The sequence below is a fragment of the Micromonospora sp. CNZ299 genome (assembly GCF_002754415.1).
This window is the reverse complement of record NZ_PEFG01000001.1, coordinates 4,165,862-4,184,834: the sequence shown is the minus strand read 5'-3', so window position 1 is coordinate 4,184,834 and position 18,973 is coordinate 4,165,862. Positions and strand designations below refer to the sequence as shown.

Sequence of the window (18,973 nt, the reverse complement as noted above, 5' to 3'; positions counted from 1 at the left end):
TCAGGCGCGACCGAGCTCACTGCGGATGAAGGCGAACAGTTCCTCGTCGCTGGCTTCTTCAAGCGGTGGTGCCTCCTCGGTGACCGGCTCGACGACGTCGTTGAGGCGGTTGATGAAGGCCTGGAGTCGCAGGACCGTCCGGCTGCGGGTGGTGCTGTCCGGGGTGGACACGGCGAGGCCCGCTTCGAGACGGTCCAGTTCGGCGAAGAGCCCGCCGGTCAGGTCCAGACCATCGCCGATGACCGTGTCCCGGATGTGACCGGCGAGGGCCAGCGCGGTCGGGTGGTCGAACGCGGCCGTGGGCGGCAGGTTGAGGCCTGTGACCCGGCCGAGCCGGTTGCGCAGCTCGACCGCGGTAAGCGAGTCGAAGCCGAGTTCGGTGAAGGCCCGGGTGGGTGGGACTGCTTCCAGGGTGCCGTGCCCCAGGACGGCGGCGACGGTGCCGCGTACCAGGTCGAGGGCCGCCCGATCCTGTTCCGGTTCGGTCAGGGCGCGCCACGCGTCGCGTAGCGCGGCGGTGGCTCCGGTGTCCCCGGCCGGGGCCTGCTCCGCCGCCGAGACGGGCACCTCCGGCAGGTCGGTGAGCAGCCGGCTGGGCCGGGTGCCGGTGAAGGCGAGCGCGAACCGGGGCCAGTCGACGTCGGCGAGGACGACCCGGCCGGCCGTGGCGGCCGCAGCCGCCATCGCGTCGAGCGCGGCGTGCGGAGCAAGGGCGGCCAGGCCGTGGCGGCGCAGGCGTTCGTCGCTCCCGGTCCACGGTCCCCAGGCGATCGCGGTGCCGCCGGCCCGCTGGGCGAGCGCTTCCACTGTGGTGGCGGCCACCGCCGTGGCGGCCTGTAGACCGCCGCCCCAGGTGCCGGCGACCGAGGTGAAGACGACGAACGCGTCCAGGTCCTCGTGGATCAGGTCGGTCAGGTGCCGGGCCCGGCGTACCGCCGGGGTGTCCCAGGCGTCGGGGTCGGTGTCGGCCAGGGGCGCGGGGGCAGGCTCGGAGCGGTCGGCGAGGACAACAGCCGTCAGCGCGACGCCGTCGGCCCGGACGCGGGTCAGCAGGTCGGCCAGGTCGGCGCGGTCGTTGCCGGTGCAGGTTTCCAGGGTGACCACGCCGTGGTCCACCTCGGTGATGCTCTCGGTGACGATCACCCGGTCGGCGCCCTCGGCCGCCGCCCAGCGGGCGATGTCGCCGCTGGTGTCGCCGACGACCAGGACCGTGCCGCGCGGGCGCCACCGGCCGACGGGCGCGGGAGCGTGCCGCAGGCGCCGGGCGAGCACCCGGTCGCCGCGAATGGCGAGCTGGTCCTCGCCGCCACCGAGCGCGGCGGCGAGATGCTCGCCGGCCCAGTCGACGGGTACGTCCAGGAGGCCACCCCAGCGGTGCGGCAGTTCCAGGGCGGCGACCCGGCCCAGCCCCCACACCGCCGCGGCGGACGGGTCGAGCGGGTCACCGGGGTCGGTGGCGACGGCCTCGGTGGTCACCATCCAGAGCGGCGCGTCGACAGCGGCGTCGGCGTATGCCTGGACGAGGACGAGCGCGGCCTCGGGGGTGCCAGCGGACGCGACGGCCCCGGCGATCGGACCGCCGGCGTCGGCCAGGCGGAGCTGGTCGGCCACGGCGGCGCGGTCCAGGCCGAGGACCGGGACGCCACGCACCTCGGCGCCGGACGCGGCGAGGGCTTCGGCGGCGGCAGTCGGGTACGCGTCGTCGCCGAGCACCAGCCACGCCCCGCTGACCGTCGTGGCGGTCGGGGTGGTCGGGGTCCACGCCTCCTCGTAGCGCCAGGAGTCGCGGGCTCGGGTGGCCCGCCGTTCCTGACGCCAGGCGGTCAGGGCGGGCAGCAGGTCGCTGCCGTCTCCGGTGATACCCAGCGGGCTGAGGTCGCCCTCCTCGACGGCCTGCCAGAACTCGCTGTCCACCGGGTCGACGGAGACCCGCTCGACCGGGGACGGCCAGAAGCGGACGCGCTGGAAGGGGTAGGTGGGCAGGTCGACGCGCCGGCCGCCGGGGCTGCACGTGTCCCAGTCGACGGCGACCCCGCGGACGAAGGCGCCGGCCAGAGCCGTCAGGAAGGTGGTGGGCTGGTCCCGGTCGGCGCGCTGCACCGGCACGAAGACCGCGTCGGTCACGCAGTCCGCGCCCATCGCGGACAGGACCCCGTCCGGGCCGATCTCCAGGAACGTGGCGACACCCAGGCCTTCCAGGGTGGCGATGCCGTCGGCGAAGCGCACCGCTTCCCGCACGTGCCGCACCCAGTACGCGGCGTCCTGCGTCTCACCAACCTGCCCCGTCACGTTCGACACGACCGGAATCCGCGGAGACGCGTAGGTCAACGTCTCCGCAACCTGTGCGAACTCCGCCAGCATGGGCTCCATCAACACCGAGTGGAACGCGTGGCTCACCGTGAGCCGCTTGGACTTCTCAAAGTGCGCGGCCACGGATGCCACCTCGTCGGCGGCACCGGACAGCACCACCGAGCAGGGACCGTTGACCGCCGCGACGGACACCCCGTCGACCAACAGCGGCAGCACCTCCGCCTCGGTCGCCCGAACCGCGACCATGACACCACCGGCCGGCAACGCCTGCATCAACCGACCCCGCGCCGCGACCAGCTTCGCCGCGTCGGCGAGGGACAGCACCCCGGCGACGTGCGCGGCGGCGATCTCCCCGATCGAGTGCCCCACCAGGAAGTCCGGAGTCACACCGAACGACTCGACCAGCCGGAACAGTGCCACCTCGACCGCGAACAGGGCGGTCTGCGTGTAGACGGTCTGGTCCAGCTCACCGCCATCGGCGATCACCGCCCGCAGCGGACGGTCGAGATGACGATCCAGCTCGGCGCAGGCCGCGTCGAACGCCTCGGCGAACACGGGGTACGTGGCGGCGAGTTCCAGGCCCATGCCCGGGCGCTGCGACCCCTGCCCGGAGAAGACGAAGGCCGTCCGCCCACGCACCGCCGAACCGGTGACCAGCGCGGCGTGGTCGCCGCCGGCGACCAGGGTGTCGAGCGCCGCGACCAGGGCGTCGGTGTCGGCGCCGACCACCACCGCCCGCTCCTCCAGGACACTGCGGGTGGTGGCGATCGAGTGGATCACGTCCCTCGGGTCGGCCCCCGCCGAGAGCCGCTGCCGCAGCCGTGCACCCTGCTCACGCAGCGCGGGCTCGGTACGCGCCGACAGCGGCAGCGCCATCACCGGCGCCTGCTGCGGCTCGGGCTCGGCGGCAACCGACGGCTGCGGGGTTGGCGGTTCCTCCAGCACGGCGTGCGCGTTGGTGCCGCTGAACCCGAACGACGAGATCGCCGCCCGACGCGGCCGGTCGCCGGTCCGCGCCCACGGCTGCTCCTCGGTGAGCAGCGCCACCGCTCCCGCGCTCCAGTCCACGTGCGGGCTGGGCTGGTCGGCGTGCAGCGTACGCGGCAGGGTCTCGTGCCGCATCGCCTCGACCATCTTGATGATGCCGGCGACACCGGCCGCCGCCTGGGTGTGGCCGATGTTCGACTTCACCGACCCCAGCCACAGCGGTTGGTCGGTGGACCGACCCTGCCCGTACGTCGCCAGCAGCGCCTGCGCCTCGATCGGGTCGCCCAGTTTCGTGCCGGTGCCATGCGCCTCCACCACGTCGACGTCGGCGGCCGACACACCCGCGTTGGCCAGGGCCGCCCGGATCACCCGTTGCTGCGATGGTCCGTTCGGGGCGGTCAGCCCGTTCGACGCGCCGTCCTGGTTGACAGCGCTTCCCCGGACCACCGCGAGCACCGGGTGCCCGTTGGCGACGGCGTCGCTGAGCCGTTCCAGCAGGAGCATGCCGACGCCCTCGCCCCAGATCGTCCCGTCCGCGCCAGCGGAGAAGGCCCGGCACCGGGCCGTGGCGGACAGGCCACGCTGGCGGCTGAACTCGATGAACGCGCCCGGAGTCGACATCACTGTGACACCGCCGGCCAGGGCAAGGTCGCACTCGCCCTGCCGCAGGGCCTGGCTCGCCCAGTGCAGGGCGACCAGCGACGACGAGCAGGCGGTGTCCACAGTGACCGCGGGGCCCTCCAGCCCGAAGGTGTAGGAGATCCGCCCGGAGACGACGCTCGCCGCGTTGCCGGTGCTGACGTACCCCTCGGCGGCCTCCTGCTCACCGGTGAGCAGCGGACCGTAGTCGAGGTTGTTGGTGCCGACGAACACCCCGGTCTGGCTTCCGCGCAGCGCGTCGGTCGGCACACCGCCGCGCTCGAACGCCTCCCACGCGGTCTCCAGCAGCAGCCGCTGCTGCGGGTCCATGGCCAGCGCCTCCCGGGGCGAGATGCCGAAGAACCCAGCGTCGAACTCGGTGGCCCCGGCCAGGAAGCCACCCTCGCGGACGTAGGTGGTGCCGACCGCGTCCGGGTCCGGGTCGTAGAGGGCATCCAGGTCCCAGCCCCGGTCGGTGGGGAAGGCGCCGATGGCGTCACCACCATCGGCGAGCAACCGCCACAGCTCCTCGGGCGAGCCGATGCCGCCGGGGAAGCGGCAGGACATCGCCACGATCGCGATCGGCTCGTCGGTGCGGCCCGCGACGGCGACGGCCGGCGTCGTGTCGGTCACCCCGGCAACCTCGTTCTCGAGGTACGCGGCGAGCGCCTCCGGCGTCGGGTGATCGAAGATCAGCGTGGTGGGCAGCCGCAGCCCCGTGGCGGCGCCGAGCCGGTTGCGCAGCTCGACGCCGGTCAGCGAGTCGAAGCCGATCTCGGTGAACGAACGACCGGGGTCCACCGCGTGCGCCGACCCCAGCCGGAGCACCTCCGCGACGTGTGTCCGCACGGTCTCCAGCACCGCGTGCGTACGCTCGGCCCCGGTGAGGGCCAGCAGCTCGGTCCGCCAGCCGTCGTCCGTCTCGGAATCCGGCTGGGCGGTGAGGGCGTGGACCTCCGGAACACCGTCGAGCAGCGGGCTCGGCCGGACGGCGGTGAACGCCGGGGCGAACGTCGCCCAGTCGACGTCGGCGACGACGACACTCGTACGGTCGTCGGTGACCGCCGAGCGCAGCCCGCGCAGGGCCCGTTCGGGGGCCATCGGGCGCAGGCCGCGTCGGCGCAGTTGCTCGTCCACGGCGTTGTCGGCGGCCATGCCCCCGTCCGCCCACGGGCCCCAGCCGATCGAGGTAGCGGTGAGCCCCCGGGAGCGGCGCTGTTCGGCGACCGCGTCCAGTGCCGCGTTGGCGGCCGCGTAGGCGGCGTGGTCTCCGCTGCCCCAGACGCCGGCGATGGACGAGAACAGCACGAAGGCGTCCAGCGGCGTGTCGCGGAACAGCTCGTCCAGCTGCGTCGCGCCGAGCACCTTGGCGGCCATGACGTCGGCGATGGCGTCGGCGGTCAGCTTCGCGAGCGGGGCCTGGGTGGCGACGCCTGCGGTGTGCAGCACCGCGGTGACGGTGTCACCCGCCGCGTTCAGATCCGCGACGACCGCACCGAGAGCGTCCCGGTCGGCCAGGTCGACGGCGCTGATCGTGACGCGCGCCCCGGCGGCGACCAGTTCGTCGCGCAGGTCGAGGGCCCCGGGCGCCGCCTCCCCCCGGCGGCTGAGCAGGACCAGGTGGTCGGCGCCGTGGCCGGCGGCCCACCGGGCGGCGTGCGCGCCCAGTGCGCCGGTGCCGCCGGTGATCAGGACGGTGCCGCGCGGCTGCCAGGGTCGACCCGTACCGGCCGACGGGACGAGGCGCCGGCCGAGCAGCCCGTCGCGGACGGCGATCTGGTCCTCGCCCCCGGAGCCGGTCAGCGCGGCGGCGAGCAACCGCCCGTCGACCGGGCCGGCGGGCAGGTCGACGACGCCGCCCCACCCACGGCGGAGTTCCAGGGCGGCGACTCGGCCGAGGCCCCAGACGGCCGCGGCAGGCGTGGTGGGCGCCGGGTCGTGCGGGCCGGCGGCCACGGCGCCGCTGGTGATCAGCCAGAGCGGGCTGTCGGCGCGCAGGGACTGGTGGGTCTGCACGGCGTGCAGGGCCTGCGCGGGGTCGTCCACCACGGCGGCCACGCCGGTGACGTCCCGCATCGTGGCCTCGTCCGGGGTGCCGCGCCGCAGGTCCAGGCCGGCGGCGGCGAGGGCGTCCGAGACGCGGGTGTCACCGGCCGGCTCGGCGATCAGCCAGGTCCCGGTGGGTGCGGCGGCCGACGGCAGCGGGGCCCAGTCGATGCCGTAGCGGCCGAGCGGGCCGGCGGTGTTGTCGCGCCGCCAGGAGGCCAGGGCCGGCAGCAGTGGGGTGAGGGCGGCGCTGTCGTCGAGTTTCAGGGTCGCGGTGAGGGCGTCGAGGTCCGCCCGTTCGACGGCGTCCCAGAAGGCGGCGTCGGTGGGGTTCGTCGCCCGGGTGCCGGGCGTCGGCCAGTAGCGCTGGTGCTGGAAGGCGTAGGTGGGCAGGTCGATCAGTTGTCCGCCGGTCAGGAACGGCGTCCAGTCGACCGCGACGCCGCGCACGAAGGCCTGGGCCAGGGCGGTGAGCAGGGTGGTCGGTTGGTCGCGGTCGGAGCGTTGCACGGGTACGAATACCGCGTCGCTGACGCAGTCGGCACCCATCGCCGAGAGCACGCCGTCCGGGCCGATCTCGACGAACGTCGCGACGCCCAGGCCCTCCAGGGTGGCGATGCCCTCGGCGAACCGGACCGCTTCCCGCACGTGCCGCACCCAGTAGCCGGCGTCCTGCGTCCCGGCGATCTGCCCGGTCAGGTTCGACACCACCGGGATCCGCAGCTGCCCGTAGGTCAACGACCCCGCCACCTGAGCGAACTCGGCCAGCATCGGCTCCATCAGCACCGAGTGGAACGCGTGGCTAACCCGCAACCGCTTCGACTTCTTGAACTGGGCGGCGACTGCGGCGACCTCGCCTTCCGTGCCGGACAGCACCACCGAGCGCGGACCGTTGATGGCGGCGACGGACACCCCGTCGGTCAGCAGCGGCAACACCTCAGCCTCGGTGGCCCGCACCGCCACCATCACCCCACCCGACGGAAGGGCCTGCATCAGGCGGCCCCGCGCGGCAACCAGCTTCGCCGCATCCGACAGCGACAGCACCCCGGAAACGTGCGCGGCGGCGACCTCCCCGATCGAATGCCCCACCAGGTAGTCCGGGGTGACACCGAACGACTCAACGAGGCGGAACAACGCCACCTCGACCGCGAACAACGCCGTCTGCGTGTAGACCGTCTGATCCAGGTCGTCGCCCTCGGCGATCACCTCGCGCAACGGACGGTCGAGGTGGACGTCCAACTCCGCGCAGGCCGCGTCGAACGCCTCGGCGAACACCGGGAACGACGCCGCCAACTCCAGACCCATGCCCGGCCGCTGTGACCCCTGACCGGAGAACACGAACGCCGTCTTCCCACGCACCACCGACCCGATGATCGGCCCCGGCTCACCAGCGGCAACCGCCGCCAGCTCCTCCGACCCGAACACCACCGCCCGATGCGCGTGCAACGACCGCGACGACACCAACGAGAACCCGACATCCACCGGATCCACACCCGCCACCGACGCCAACCGCGACGCCTGACCCCGCAAACCCTCCGGCGACCGGGCCGACAACACCCACGGCACCATCTCGTTGGTCGGGGGCCTCTCCTGGGCCGGGACCGCTGTCGAGGGAGGTTCCTCCAGGATGACGTGGGCGTTGGTGCCGGAGATCCCGAACGACGACACCCCAGCCCGACGCGGACGTCCGTCAGCCGACCACGGCTGGGCTTCGGTCAACAACCGAACCGCACCAGCCGACCAATCCACCTGCGACGTCGGCGCATCCACATGCAACGTCCGCGGCAACACCCCATGCCGCATCGCCTCAACCATCTTGATGATCCCCGCAACACCCGCCGCGGCCTGCGTATGACCCAGATTCGACTTCACCGACCCCAACCACAACGGCCGACCATCAGGACGACCCTGACCATAGGTGGCCAACAACGCCTGCGCCTCGATCGGATCACCCAACCTCGTCGCCGTCCCATGCGCCTCCACCACATCCACATCACCAACCGACAACCCCGCAGCACCCAACGCCGCCCGAATCACCCGCTGCTGAGACGGACCATTCGGCGCCGTCAAACCATTCGACGCACCATCCTGATTAACCGCACTCCCCCGCACCACCGCCAAAACCCGATGCCCACCCCGCACCGCATCCGACAACCGCTCCACCAACAACACACCCACACCCTCAGACCAACCCGTCCCCTCCGCACCCTCCGCAAACGACCGACACCGACCATCCACCGACAACCCACGCTGCCGCGAAAACTCCACAAAAGCCGACGGCGTCGCCATCACCGTCACCCCACCAACCAACGCCAACGAACACTCACCACCACGCAACGCCTGAACCGCCAAATGCAACGCCACCAACGACGACGAACACGCCGTATCCACCGTCACCGCCGGACCCTCAAACCCAAACGAATACGAAACCCGACCCGACACCACACTCCCCGAATTACCCGTCCCCAAAAATCCTTCGAGGCCGTCGGGGCTCTGTTGTGCGAATGGCCCGTAGTCGTGGTACATCAAGCCGGCGAACACTCCGGTGTCGGATCCGCGCAGGGAATGCGGGTCGATTCCGGCCCGTTCCACGGCTTCCCAGCTCGCCTCCAGCAACAGGCGCTGCTGCGGGTCCATGGCCAACGCCTCGCGCGGTGAGATCCCAAAGAACTCCGCGTCGAACTCGGCGGCGGTGGAGAGGAAGCCACCCCGGCGCGTGTACGAGGTGTCAGTGCGAGACTCGTCCGGGTCGAACAGCGTCTCCAGGTCCCAACCGCGATCGGTCGGGAAGTCGGTGATCCCTTCGCCGTCGGACTCGACCATCCGCCAGAGACTCTCGGGGGAATCCACCCCACCCGGGAAACGGCAGGCCATCCCGACAATCGCGATCGGCTCATCCACAGCCACCGCCGCCGCAGCCGCAGCCGGAACAACCGCAGCCGCCCCGCCCAACTCCCCTATCAGGTGGTCCACCAGCGCATCCGGGGTCGGATAGTCGAACACCGTCGTCGCCGACAACCGCAACCCGGTCACCGCCGCCAACCCATTGCGAAACTCCACCGCCGTCAACGAATCAAAACCCAACTCACCAAACGCCTGACCACCATCCACCGACCACCCCGGCGAATGACCCAAAACCACCGCCACCCGCGACGACACCACATCCAAAAGCACAGCCCGACGAGCCTCATGATCAAGGTCGGCGAGCCGGGCTCGCAGCGACGACGTGTCGGTAGCGGCGGCGGCCACCCTGCGCGCGGGCCGGACCAGGCGCCGCAGGAGGGCGGGCACGGCGCCGGACGCGGCGACCGCCGCGAGGTCCAGGAGGATCGGCACGCTGACCGGCGGTGACGACACACAGCCGGCGTCGAGCAGGGCGAGTCCCTGCTCGGCAGTCAGCGGGAGCACCCCGCCACGGCCGAGGCGCCGCTGGTCGGCGTTCGCGCTCAGGTCGCTGGCGTCGGCCCAGAGCCCCCAGGCGAGGGAGATCGCTGGGAGTCCCAGTCCGTGGCGGTGCTGTGCCAGAGCGTCGAGGAACGCGTTGCCGGCCGCGTACGCGCCCTGGCCCGCGTTCCCGAACACACCGGCGGCCGACGAGAACAACACGAACGCCGACAACTCCCGATCCCGCGTCAACTCGTGCAGATACCACCCCGCATCGACCTTTGCCCGCAACACCGCCGACAACCGCTCCGCGGACAGCCCGGTGACGAGGCCGTCGTCGAGCACACCGGCCAGGTGTACGACGCCGGTCAGGTCCGGTGCCTCGGCGATGGCCTGGGACAGTGCGGTCCGATCGGTCGCGTCCGCGGCCACCAGTCGGGCGGACGCACCGAGCCCGGCGAGGTCCGCCAGGAACTCGGTGGCTCCGGGGGATTCCGCGCCGCGACGGCTGACCAGCAACAGGTCGCGCACACCATGGGTGGTGATCAGGTGTCGCACCACGAGTCGGCCGAGCGTGCCCAACGCGCCGGTGACCAGCACCGTCCCGGTGCCAAAGGAGAACGGGCGCGGTTCCTCGGCCGGCGGTCGGACGAGTCGCGGCACGCTGACCACTCCGCTGCGGATCGCCAGCTGCGGCTCACCGCAGTGCGCGGCGGCGGGGAGCAGCGCAACGGACCCGGGCCCGTCGTCGATGTCGACCAGCACGAACCGGTCCGGGTGTTCGGCCTGGGCGCTGCGCACCAACCCGTGCACGGCGGCACCGGCGAGATCGGTCAACGGCTCGTCGCCGGTCTGCACGGCGTGCCGGGTCGCGACGACCAGCCGCACACCGGCGAGCCGTTCGTCGGCCACCCAGGACTGCAGCACCTCCAGGGCGCGGGTGGTGGCGGCGTGCGCGGCGATCACGGGGTCGGCGGCGGGGCCGGGCTCGGCGTACCAGAGGACAGGCCCGGCCGGCACGCGGCCGGCGGCCAGCATCGCGGCCAGATCCGCGTGGTCGGTGAGCAGTGTCGCGGGGACGTCGAGCTGGGGGATCGGCGTCCATTCCATCCGGTACGGGCGCAGCGTCGCGCCCGTCGTCGGCGTGTAGGGGCGCAGCACGAGCCGGTCCACTGTGGCGACGGGCCGGTTCTCGGCGTCGCGCAGATCGAGGGTGACCCCGTCGGCGCCGGACCGGCTGATCCGTACCCGAGCCGCGCGCGCCCCGGTGGCGTGCACGGTGACGCCGGTCCAGGAGAACGGGAGCCCGGTCGTGTCGCCGTCGAGGACACCGAGGGCGAGCCCGTGCAGGGCGGCGTCGAGGAGCGCGGGGTGCAGCAGGAAACCGTCCGGGGTGAGGTCGTCGGCGAGGGCCACGTCGGCGAGCAGCTCCCCGTCGCGGCGCCACGCACCGTGCAGGCCCCGCAGGTGCGGCCCGTAGTCGAACCCGACCTCCGCGAAGCCGGGGTAGACGCCGTCGACCGGCACCTCGTCGGTTGCTCCCGGAGTCCAGTGACCCGGGGTGTCGACCGCCTCGACGGTGGTGAGGGTGCCGGAGGCGTGTCGCTGCCATTCGCCGGTGTCGTCCGGGCGGGCGTAGAGCGTGATGTCGCGCCGTTCGCCGTTCGCGGCCGGGTTGTCCACGGTGAGCGGGCCGACCACGGCGCGGATGGTCAGGGTGCCGCCGCTGGTGGGCAGCACCATCGGAGCTTCGATGGTGAGTTCGTCGAGGTGGTTCAGGCCGGCGTGGTCGCCGGCGGCCAGGGCGAGGTCGACCAGCGCGGCACCGGGCACCAGCAGTGCGCCGCCGATCACGTGGTCGGCCAGCCAGGGCTGGGCGCGGGCGGAGAGGCGGCCGGTGAGGAGCACGCTGTCCTGCTCGGGCAGGTCGGCGGCGGCGGCCCAGAACGGGTGGTCGACGGTCGCGAGTCCGATGTCGGCCGCGTCGGTGGCGGTGTCGGGCGCGGTCGGCCAGTAGCGCTGGTGTTGGAAGGCGTAGGTGGGCAGGTCGATCAGTTGTCCGCCGGTCAGGCAGGGCGTCCAGTCGACCGCGACGCCGCGCACGAAGACCTGGGCGAGGGCGGTGAGCAGGGTGGTCGGTTGGTCGCGGTCGGAGCGTTGCACGGGTGCGAACACCGCGTCGCTGACGCAGTCCGCGCCCATGGCCGACAGGACCCCGTCGGGGCCGATCTCCACGAACGTCGCGACGCCGAGGCCCTCCAGGGTGGCGATGCCGTCGGCGAACCGGACTGCTTCCCGTACGTGCCGCACCCAGTAGCCGGCGTCCTGCGTGTCCGCGATCTCCCCGGTCAAATTCGACACCACCGGGATCCGGGGCTCGGCGTAGGTCAAGGAAGCCGCGACCTGAGCGAACTCGGCCAGCATCGGCTCCATCAGCACCGAGTGGAAGGCATGGCTGACCCGCAGACGCTTGGACTTCTTGAAGTTCGCCGCCACCGCGGCAACCTCGTCGGCCACGCCGGACAGCACCACCGAGCGGGGACCGTTGATGGCCGCGACGGACACCCCGTCGGTCAGCAGCGGCAACACCTCAGCCTCGGTGGCCCGAACCGCCACCATCACCCCACCCGACGGCAATGCCTGCATCAGGCGACCCCGCGCCGCGACCAGCTTCGCCGCGTCGGCCAGGGACAGCACCCCGGACACGTGCGCGGCCGCGATCTCACCGATCGAGTGCCCGACCAGGTAATCCGGGGTGACACCGAACGACTCGACCAGCCGGAACAGCGCCACCTCGACGGCGAACAGGGCGGTCTGCGTGTAGACGGTCTGATCCAGGTCGGTTCCCTCGGCGATCACGTCGCGGATCGGCCGGTCGAGGTGACGGTCCAGCTCCGCGCAGGCCGCGTCGAACACCTCGGCGAACACCGGGAACGACGCCGCCAACCCCAGGCCCATGCCCAGTCGCTGTGACCCCTGACCGGAGAACACGAACGCCGTCTTCCCACGCACCACCGACCCGATGATCGGCCCCGGCTCACCGTTGGCCAGCGCCGCCAGCTCCTCCGGCCCGAAAACGACCGCCCGATGGGCGTGCGTCGTGCGGTGCGCGGCCAGGGTGAACCCGACATCCACCCGGTCCGCCTCCACCGGCACGAGCCGGGAGGCCTGCCCCTGCAACGCCTCCGGCGACCGGGCCGACAACACCCACGGCACCACCTCGGGTGCTTCCGGCTTCGCCTCGGAGGAGACGTCCACGGCGGGCGGCTCTTCGATGATGACGTGGGCGTTGGTGCCGGAGATCCCGAAGGACGACACCCCCGCCCGACGCGGACGTCCGTCAGCCGACCACGGCTGGGACTCGGTCAACAACCGAACCGCACCAGCCGACCAATCCACCTGCGACGTCGGCGCATCCACATGCAACGTCCGCGGCAACACCCCATGCCGCATCGCCTCAACCATCTTGATGATCCCCGCAACACCCGCCGCGGCCTGCGTATGACCCAGATTCGACTTCACCGACCCCAACCACAACGGCCGACCATCAGGACGACCCTGACCATAGGTGGCCAACAACGCCTGCGCCTCGATCGGATCACCCAACCTCGTCGCCGTCCCATGCGCCTCCACCACATCCACATCACCAACCGACAACCCCGCAGCACCCAACGCCGCCCGAATCACCCGCTGCTGAGACGGACCATTCGGCGCCGTCAAACCATTCGACGCACCATCCTGATTAACCGCACTCCCCCGCACCACCGCCAAAACCCGATGCCCACCCCGCACCGCATCCGACAACCGCTCCACCAACAACACACCCACACCCTCAGACCAACCCGTCCCCTCCGCACCCTCCGCAAACGACCGACACCGACCATCCACCGACAACCCACGCTGCCGCGAAAACTCCACAAAAGCCGACGGCGTCGCCATCACCGTCACCCCACCAACCAACGCCAACGAACACTCACCACCACGCAACGCCTGAACCGCCAAATGCAACGCCACCAACGACGACGAACACGCCGTATCCACCGTCACCGCCGGACCCTCAAACCCAAACGAATACGAAACCCGACCCGACACCACACTCCCCGAATTACCCGTCCCCAAAAAACCCTCAAGACCATCGGGGCTCTGCTGGGCCAGGCCGGCGTAGTCGTGGTACATCAGACCGGCGAACACTCCCGTGTCCGATCCGCGCAAGGAGGACGGCTCAATTCCGGCGCGCTCCAACGCCTCCCAACTCGCCTCCAGCAACAACCGCTGCTGCGGGTCCATGGCCAACGCCTCACGCGGTGAAATGCCAAAGAACTCGGCGTCGAAATCGGCCGCGTTCGGCAGGAAACCGCCCCGGCCCGTCAGGGACGTCTCGGCCAACGTCTCCAGGTCCCAGCCGCGATCCGTCGGGAAGTCGCCTGTCCCCTCACCGTCGGACTCGACCAACCGCCAGAGGCTCTCGGGGGAATCCACCCCACCCGGGAAACGGCAGGCCATCCCGACGATCGCGATCGGCTCATCCACAACCACCGCAGCCGCCGCAACCGGAACAACCGCAGCCGCCCCGACCAACTCCCCTATCAAGTGGTCCACCAACGCATCCGGAGTCGGATAGTCGAACACCGTCGTCGCCGACAACCGCAACCCGGTCACCGCCGCCAACCCATTCCGAAACTCCACCGCCGTCAACGAATCAAAACCCAACTCACCAAACGCCTGACCACCATCCACCGACCACCCCGGCGAATGACCCAAAACCACCGCCACCCGCGACGACACCACATCCAAAAGCACAGCCCGACGAGCCTCATGATCAAGGTTGGCGAGCCGGGCTCGCAGCGGCGCGGAGGCCGCAGCGGTACGACGGACGCGTACCAGGTGCTGGAGGACGGCCGGGACGGCCCCGGCTGCCCGGATCGCCCGCAGGTCGAGCCGCACCGGCACGGTGACGGCCGTGTCCTCGGCAGCCGCCCGGTCGAAGAGCGCGAGGCCCTGCTCCGCGGTGAGTTCCCGGGCGCCACCCCGGAGGAGGCGTTCCCGGTCGGCGGCGTCGATGCCGGCCGCCATGCCGACGTCCCAGGGCCCCCAGGCCAACGAGATGGCCGGCAGTCCGAGCCCGCGGCGGTGCTGTGCGAGGGCGTCGAGGAACGCGTTGCCGGCCGCGTACGCGCCCTGACCCGCGTTGCCGAACACCCCCGCAGCCGACGAGAACAACACGAACGCCGACAACTCCCGATCCCGCGTCAACTCGTGCAGATACCACCCCGCATCCACCTTCGCCCGCAACACCGCCGACAACCGCTCCGCGGACAGCCCGGTGACAATGCCGTCGTCGAGCACACCGGCCGCGTGCACCACGCCGGACAGCTCCGGAGCGCTGGCGACCACCTCGGCCAGTGCCGCCCGGTCGGCCACGTCCACGGCGACCAGCCGCGCGGACGCCCCCAGCTCGGACAACTCCGCCAGGAGTTCCGCCGCACCCGGTGCGTCAGCGCCACGGCGGCTCAGCAGCAGCAGGTCGCGTACGCCGTGCGCGGTGACCAGGTGCCGCGCCACGTACCGGCCGAGCTGCCCGGTGGCGCCGGTGACCAGCACCGTGCCGTCGGCCAGATCGAGAGCCCGCGGCTCGCTGCCGGACGGTGGTCGGGTGAGCCGCGGCGTGGTCGCGTCGCCGTCGCGCAACGCGGCCTGCGGCTCCCCGGTGACGAGCAGCCCCGGCAGTGCCGCCTCGGACTCGTCCGTGCCGTCGACGTCGACCAGGACGAAGCGACCGGGGTGCTCGGACTGAGCCGCCCGGACGAGTCCCCAGACGGCTGCGGCCCCGGGCTCGGTGACCGGCTCGCCGGCAGTGGCGACCGCGCCGGTCGTGACGACGACCAGCCGTTCGCCTTCCTGCGGCCCGGCGCCCAGCCAGGACTGGAGGGTTTCGAGGACGGCGGCGGCGCGGTCGTGGGTGCCGGTGACGACATCGTCTCCGGCGGGGTCGACCCGGTGGATCACCACCGGGCCGGTGACGCTCGCGGCGGACGGCGCCAGCGGAAGCCAGCCGAGGTGCAGCAGCGCGTCGGCGGTGGCGGCGCCGGCGGTCGGGGTGGTGAGCGGGCGCAGGACGAGACGGTCGACGGTGAGGACCGGCTGGCCGGTGGCGTCGGTGAGGTCCAGTCGGACGGCGTCGGCGCCGAGGGAGCGGATCCGGGCGCGGACGGCGGCGCCGCCGATCGCGTGCAGGGTGACGCCGGACCAGCTGAAGGGCACGCTGGCGCCGTCGGCGTGTGCGGGCAGCAGGTCACCGGCGCCGATGGCGTGCAGGGCGGCGTCGAGGGCAGCCGGGTGCAGCTGGAAGCCTTCGGTCTGCACGGTGTCGTCGAGGGCGATGTCCGCGTACACCTGCTCGTGGTCACGCCACGCGGCGCGCAGCGCGCGGAAGGTCGGGCCGTAGACCAGGCCACGGTCGGCGAAGGCCTCGTAGAGGCCGTCCAGGGCGACGGTGGCCGCGCCGGACGGCGGCCAGGTGGTCGGCGGCGGGTTCGCCGCGCCACGGTCAGGCATGAGTACGCCGGCGGCGTGCTCGACCCACGCCTCCCCGTCGGGGCTCGCGTGGATGCCGACGGCACGACGCCCGTCGGTGTCGGCGGGTCCGACCCGGACCTGGACGTGCACGGCGTCGCTGCCGAGGGTGAGCGGTGTTCCGGTGGTGAGTTCCTCAACCCGGTCGCAGCCGACCCGGTCGCCGGCGGCCAGGGCCAGGTCGACGAGGGCCGCTCCGGGGACGACGACCGTCCCGGAGAGGGCGTGGTCGGCGAGCCAGGGCTGGGTGGCCAGGGTCCACCGGCCGGTGACGACGAGTTCGTCCGCGCCGGCGAGGGTGATGGCGGTGTCCAGCATCGGGTGACCGGTGCCGCCGCTGCCGGTGGGCGTGCCGGTGCCAACGGGCCAGAAACGCTGGTGGTGGAAGGCGTAGGTGGGCAGGTCGACGCGCCGCGCGCCGGGGTAGCAACTGGTCCAGTCGACCGCGACACCGCGCACGAAGACGTGGGCGAGGGCGGTGAGCAGGGCGGTCGGTTGGTCGCGGTCAGAGCGTTGCACGGGTACGAACACCGCAGCCGTCACACAGTCCGCGCCCATCGCCGACAGGACCCCGTCGGGGCCGATCTCCACGAACGTCGCGACGCCCAGGCCCTCCAGGGTGGCGATGCCGTCGGCGAACCGGACTGCTTCCCGTACGTGCCGCACCCAGTAGTCGGCGTCCTGCGCCTCCGCGACCTGCCCGGTCACGTTCGACACCACCGGAATCCGGGGCTGCGCGTAGGTCAACGTTTCGGCAACCTGGGCGAACTCGGCCAGCATCGGCTCCATCAGCACCGAGTGGAACGCGTGGCTCACGCGCAGGCGCTTGGACTTCTTGAAGTTCGCCGCCACCGCGGCGACCTCGTCGGCGGCGCCGGACAGCACCACCGAGCGGGGACCGTTGATGGCGGCGATGGACACGCCGTCGGTCAGCAGTGGCAGCACGTCGGCCTCGGTGGCCCGGACCGCGACCATCACGCCACCGGACGGCAGGGCCTGCATCAGGCGGCCTCGGGCGGCGACCAGCTTCGCGGCGTCGGTGAGGGACAGCACCCCGGACACGTGCGCGGCGGCGATCTCACCGATCGAGTGCCCGACCAGGAATTCCGGAGTCACGCCGAACGACTCGACCAGCCGGAACAGGGCGACCTCGACGGCGAACAGGGCGGTCTGCGTGTAGACGGTCTGATCCAGTTCGGTTCCCTCGGCGATCACCTCGCGCAACGGACGGTCGAGATGACGATCCAGCTCCGCGCAGGCCTCGTCGAACGCCTCCGCGAACACCGGGAACGACGCCGCCAACTCCAAACCCATACCCGGCCGCTGTGACCCCTGACCGGAGAACACGAACGCCGTCTTCCCGCGCACCACCGACCCGACGACCGGACCCGACTCACCAGCGGCCAGCGCCGCCAGTTCCTCCGGCCCGAACACCACGGCGCGCTGCGGGTGTGCCGTGCGGTGCGCGGCCAGGGTGAACCCGACATCCACCGGGTCGGCCTCCACCGGCACGAGCCGGGCGGCCTGCCCCCGCAACGCCTCCGGGGAGCGCGCCGAGATCACCCATGGCACCACCCCGCCGGCCGGGGGCCGCTCCCCCGCCGGGACGGCGGCCGGCGCGGGCTCTTCGAGGATGATGTGGGCGTTGGTGCCGGAGACGCCGAACGAGGAGACACCCGCGCGGCGGGGTCCGGGGCGTTGCGGCCACGGCTGGGGCTCGGCGGCGACGCGGACCGCTCCGGCGGTCCAGTCGACGTGCGTGGACGGCTGGTCGGCGTGCAGGCTGCGGGGAATCCGGCCATGGCGCATCGCCATGACCATCTTGATGATGCCGGCGACACCGGCGGCGGCCTGGGTGTGGCCGATGTTCGACTTGACCGAGCCGAGCCACAGCGGCTGGTCGGCGGACCGGTCCTGACCGTAGGTCGCCAGCAGTGCCTGCGCCTCGATTGGGTCGCCCAGCGTCGTGCCGGTGCCGTGGGCCTCGACCGCGTCGACGTCGGCGGTGCCCAGGCCGGCGTTGGTCAGCGCGGCCCGGATGACGCGTTGCTGCGACGGCCCGTTCGGGGCGGTCAGGCCGTTCGAGGCGCCGTCCTGGTTGACCGCGCTCCCCCGCACCACGGCGAGCACCGGGTGACCATTGCGGACCGCGTCGGAGAGCCGCTCCACCAGCAGCATGCCGACGCCTTCACCCCAACCGGTTCCGTCGGCGTCGTCGGAGAACGGCTTGCAGCGGCCGTCCGGGGCGAGGCCCCGCTGGCGGGAGAAGGCCAGGAACGCTCCGGGGGTGGCCATCACCGTGACGCCGCCGGCCAGCGCGAGGTCACACTCACCCTGGCGCAGCGCCTGGGCGGCCAGGTGCAGGGCGACCAGGGACGACGAGCAGGCGGTGTCCACGGTGACGGCGGTGCCCTCAAGGCCGAACGTGTAGGCGATCCGGCCGGACGCGATGCTGCCGGTGCTGCCGGTGCCCAGTGAACCCTCGGCGGAGTCGCCCAGCTCGCCGACCAGCGCGGCATAGTCGTGGTACATCACGCCGGTGAAGACCCCGGTCCGGCTGCCCTTGAGGGCGACCGGGTCGACGCCGGCGCGCTCGAAGGCCTCCCAGGACGTCTCCAGCAGCAGGCGCTGCTGCGCGTCGGTGGCCAGCGCCTCCCGAGGCGAGATGCCGAAGAACGCGGGGTCGAAGTCACCGGCGTCGTGCAGGAAGCCACCGTGCCTGGTGTACGACGTACCGGGGTGGTCCGGGTCGGGGTGGTAGAGCTTCTCCACCTCCCAGCCGCGTTCGGCGGGGAACTCCCCGATGGCGTCGACACCCGAGTCGACGAGTTGCCACAGCGACTCCGGGGAGTCCACGCCACCGGGGAACCGGCAGCTCATGGCGATGATGGCGATCGGCTCGCGGTGCCGGGCCTCCACTTCCTGCAACCGCTCGCTGGTCTCGTGCAGTTCGGCGGTGACGCGCTTGAGGTATTCGCGGAGCCGATCTTCGTTCGCCATGGGAATCACCTGTCCGAGAGAGTGTGCGAGCCGG

1 protein-coding gene is annotated in these 18,973 nt (G+C 72.2%); it reads right to left on the bottom strand.

From position 1 onward, the window contains the following. Positions 1-18,939 carry a type I polyketide synthase gene (locus CLT68_RS33860; RefSeq protein ID WP_486482234.1) on the bottom strand — a complete coding sequence of 6,313 codons (18,939 nt, stop codon included), beginning with the start codon at positions 18,937-18,939 and terminating at the stop codon, positions 1-3. Positions 18,940-18,973 lie beyond the last annotated feature (34 nt).

What these genes read in the sequence shown, in the direction of transcription:
- CLT68_RS33860 (WP_486482234.1), bottom strand. Translation starts at nt 18,939, where the DNA reads ATGGCGAACGAAGATCGGCTCCGCGAATACCTCAAGCGCGTCACCGCC.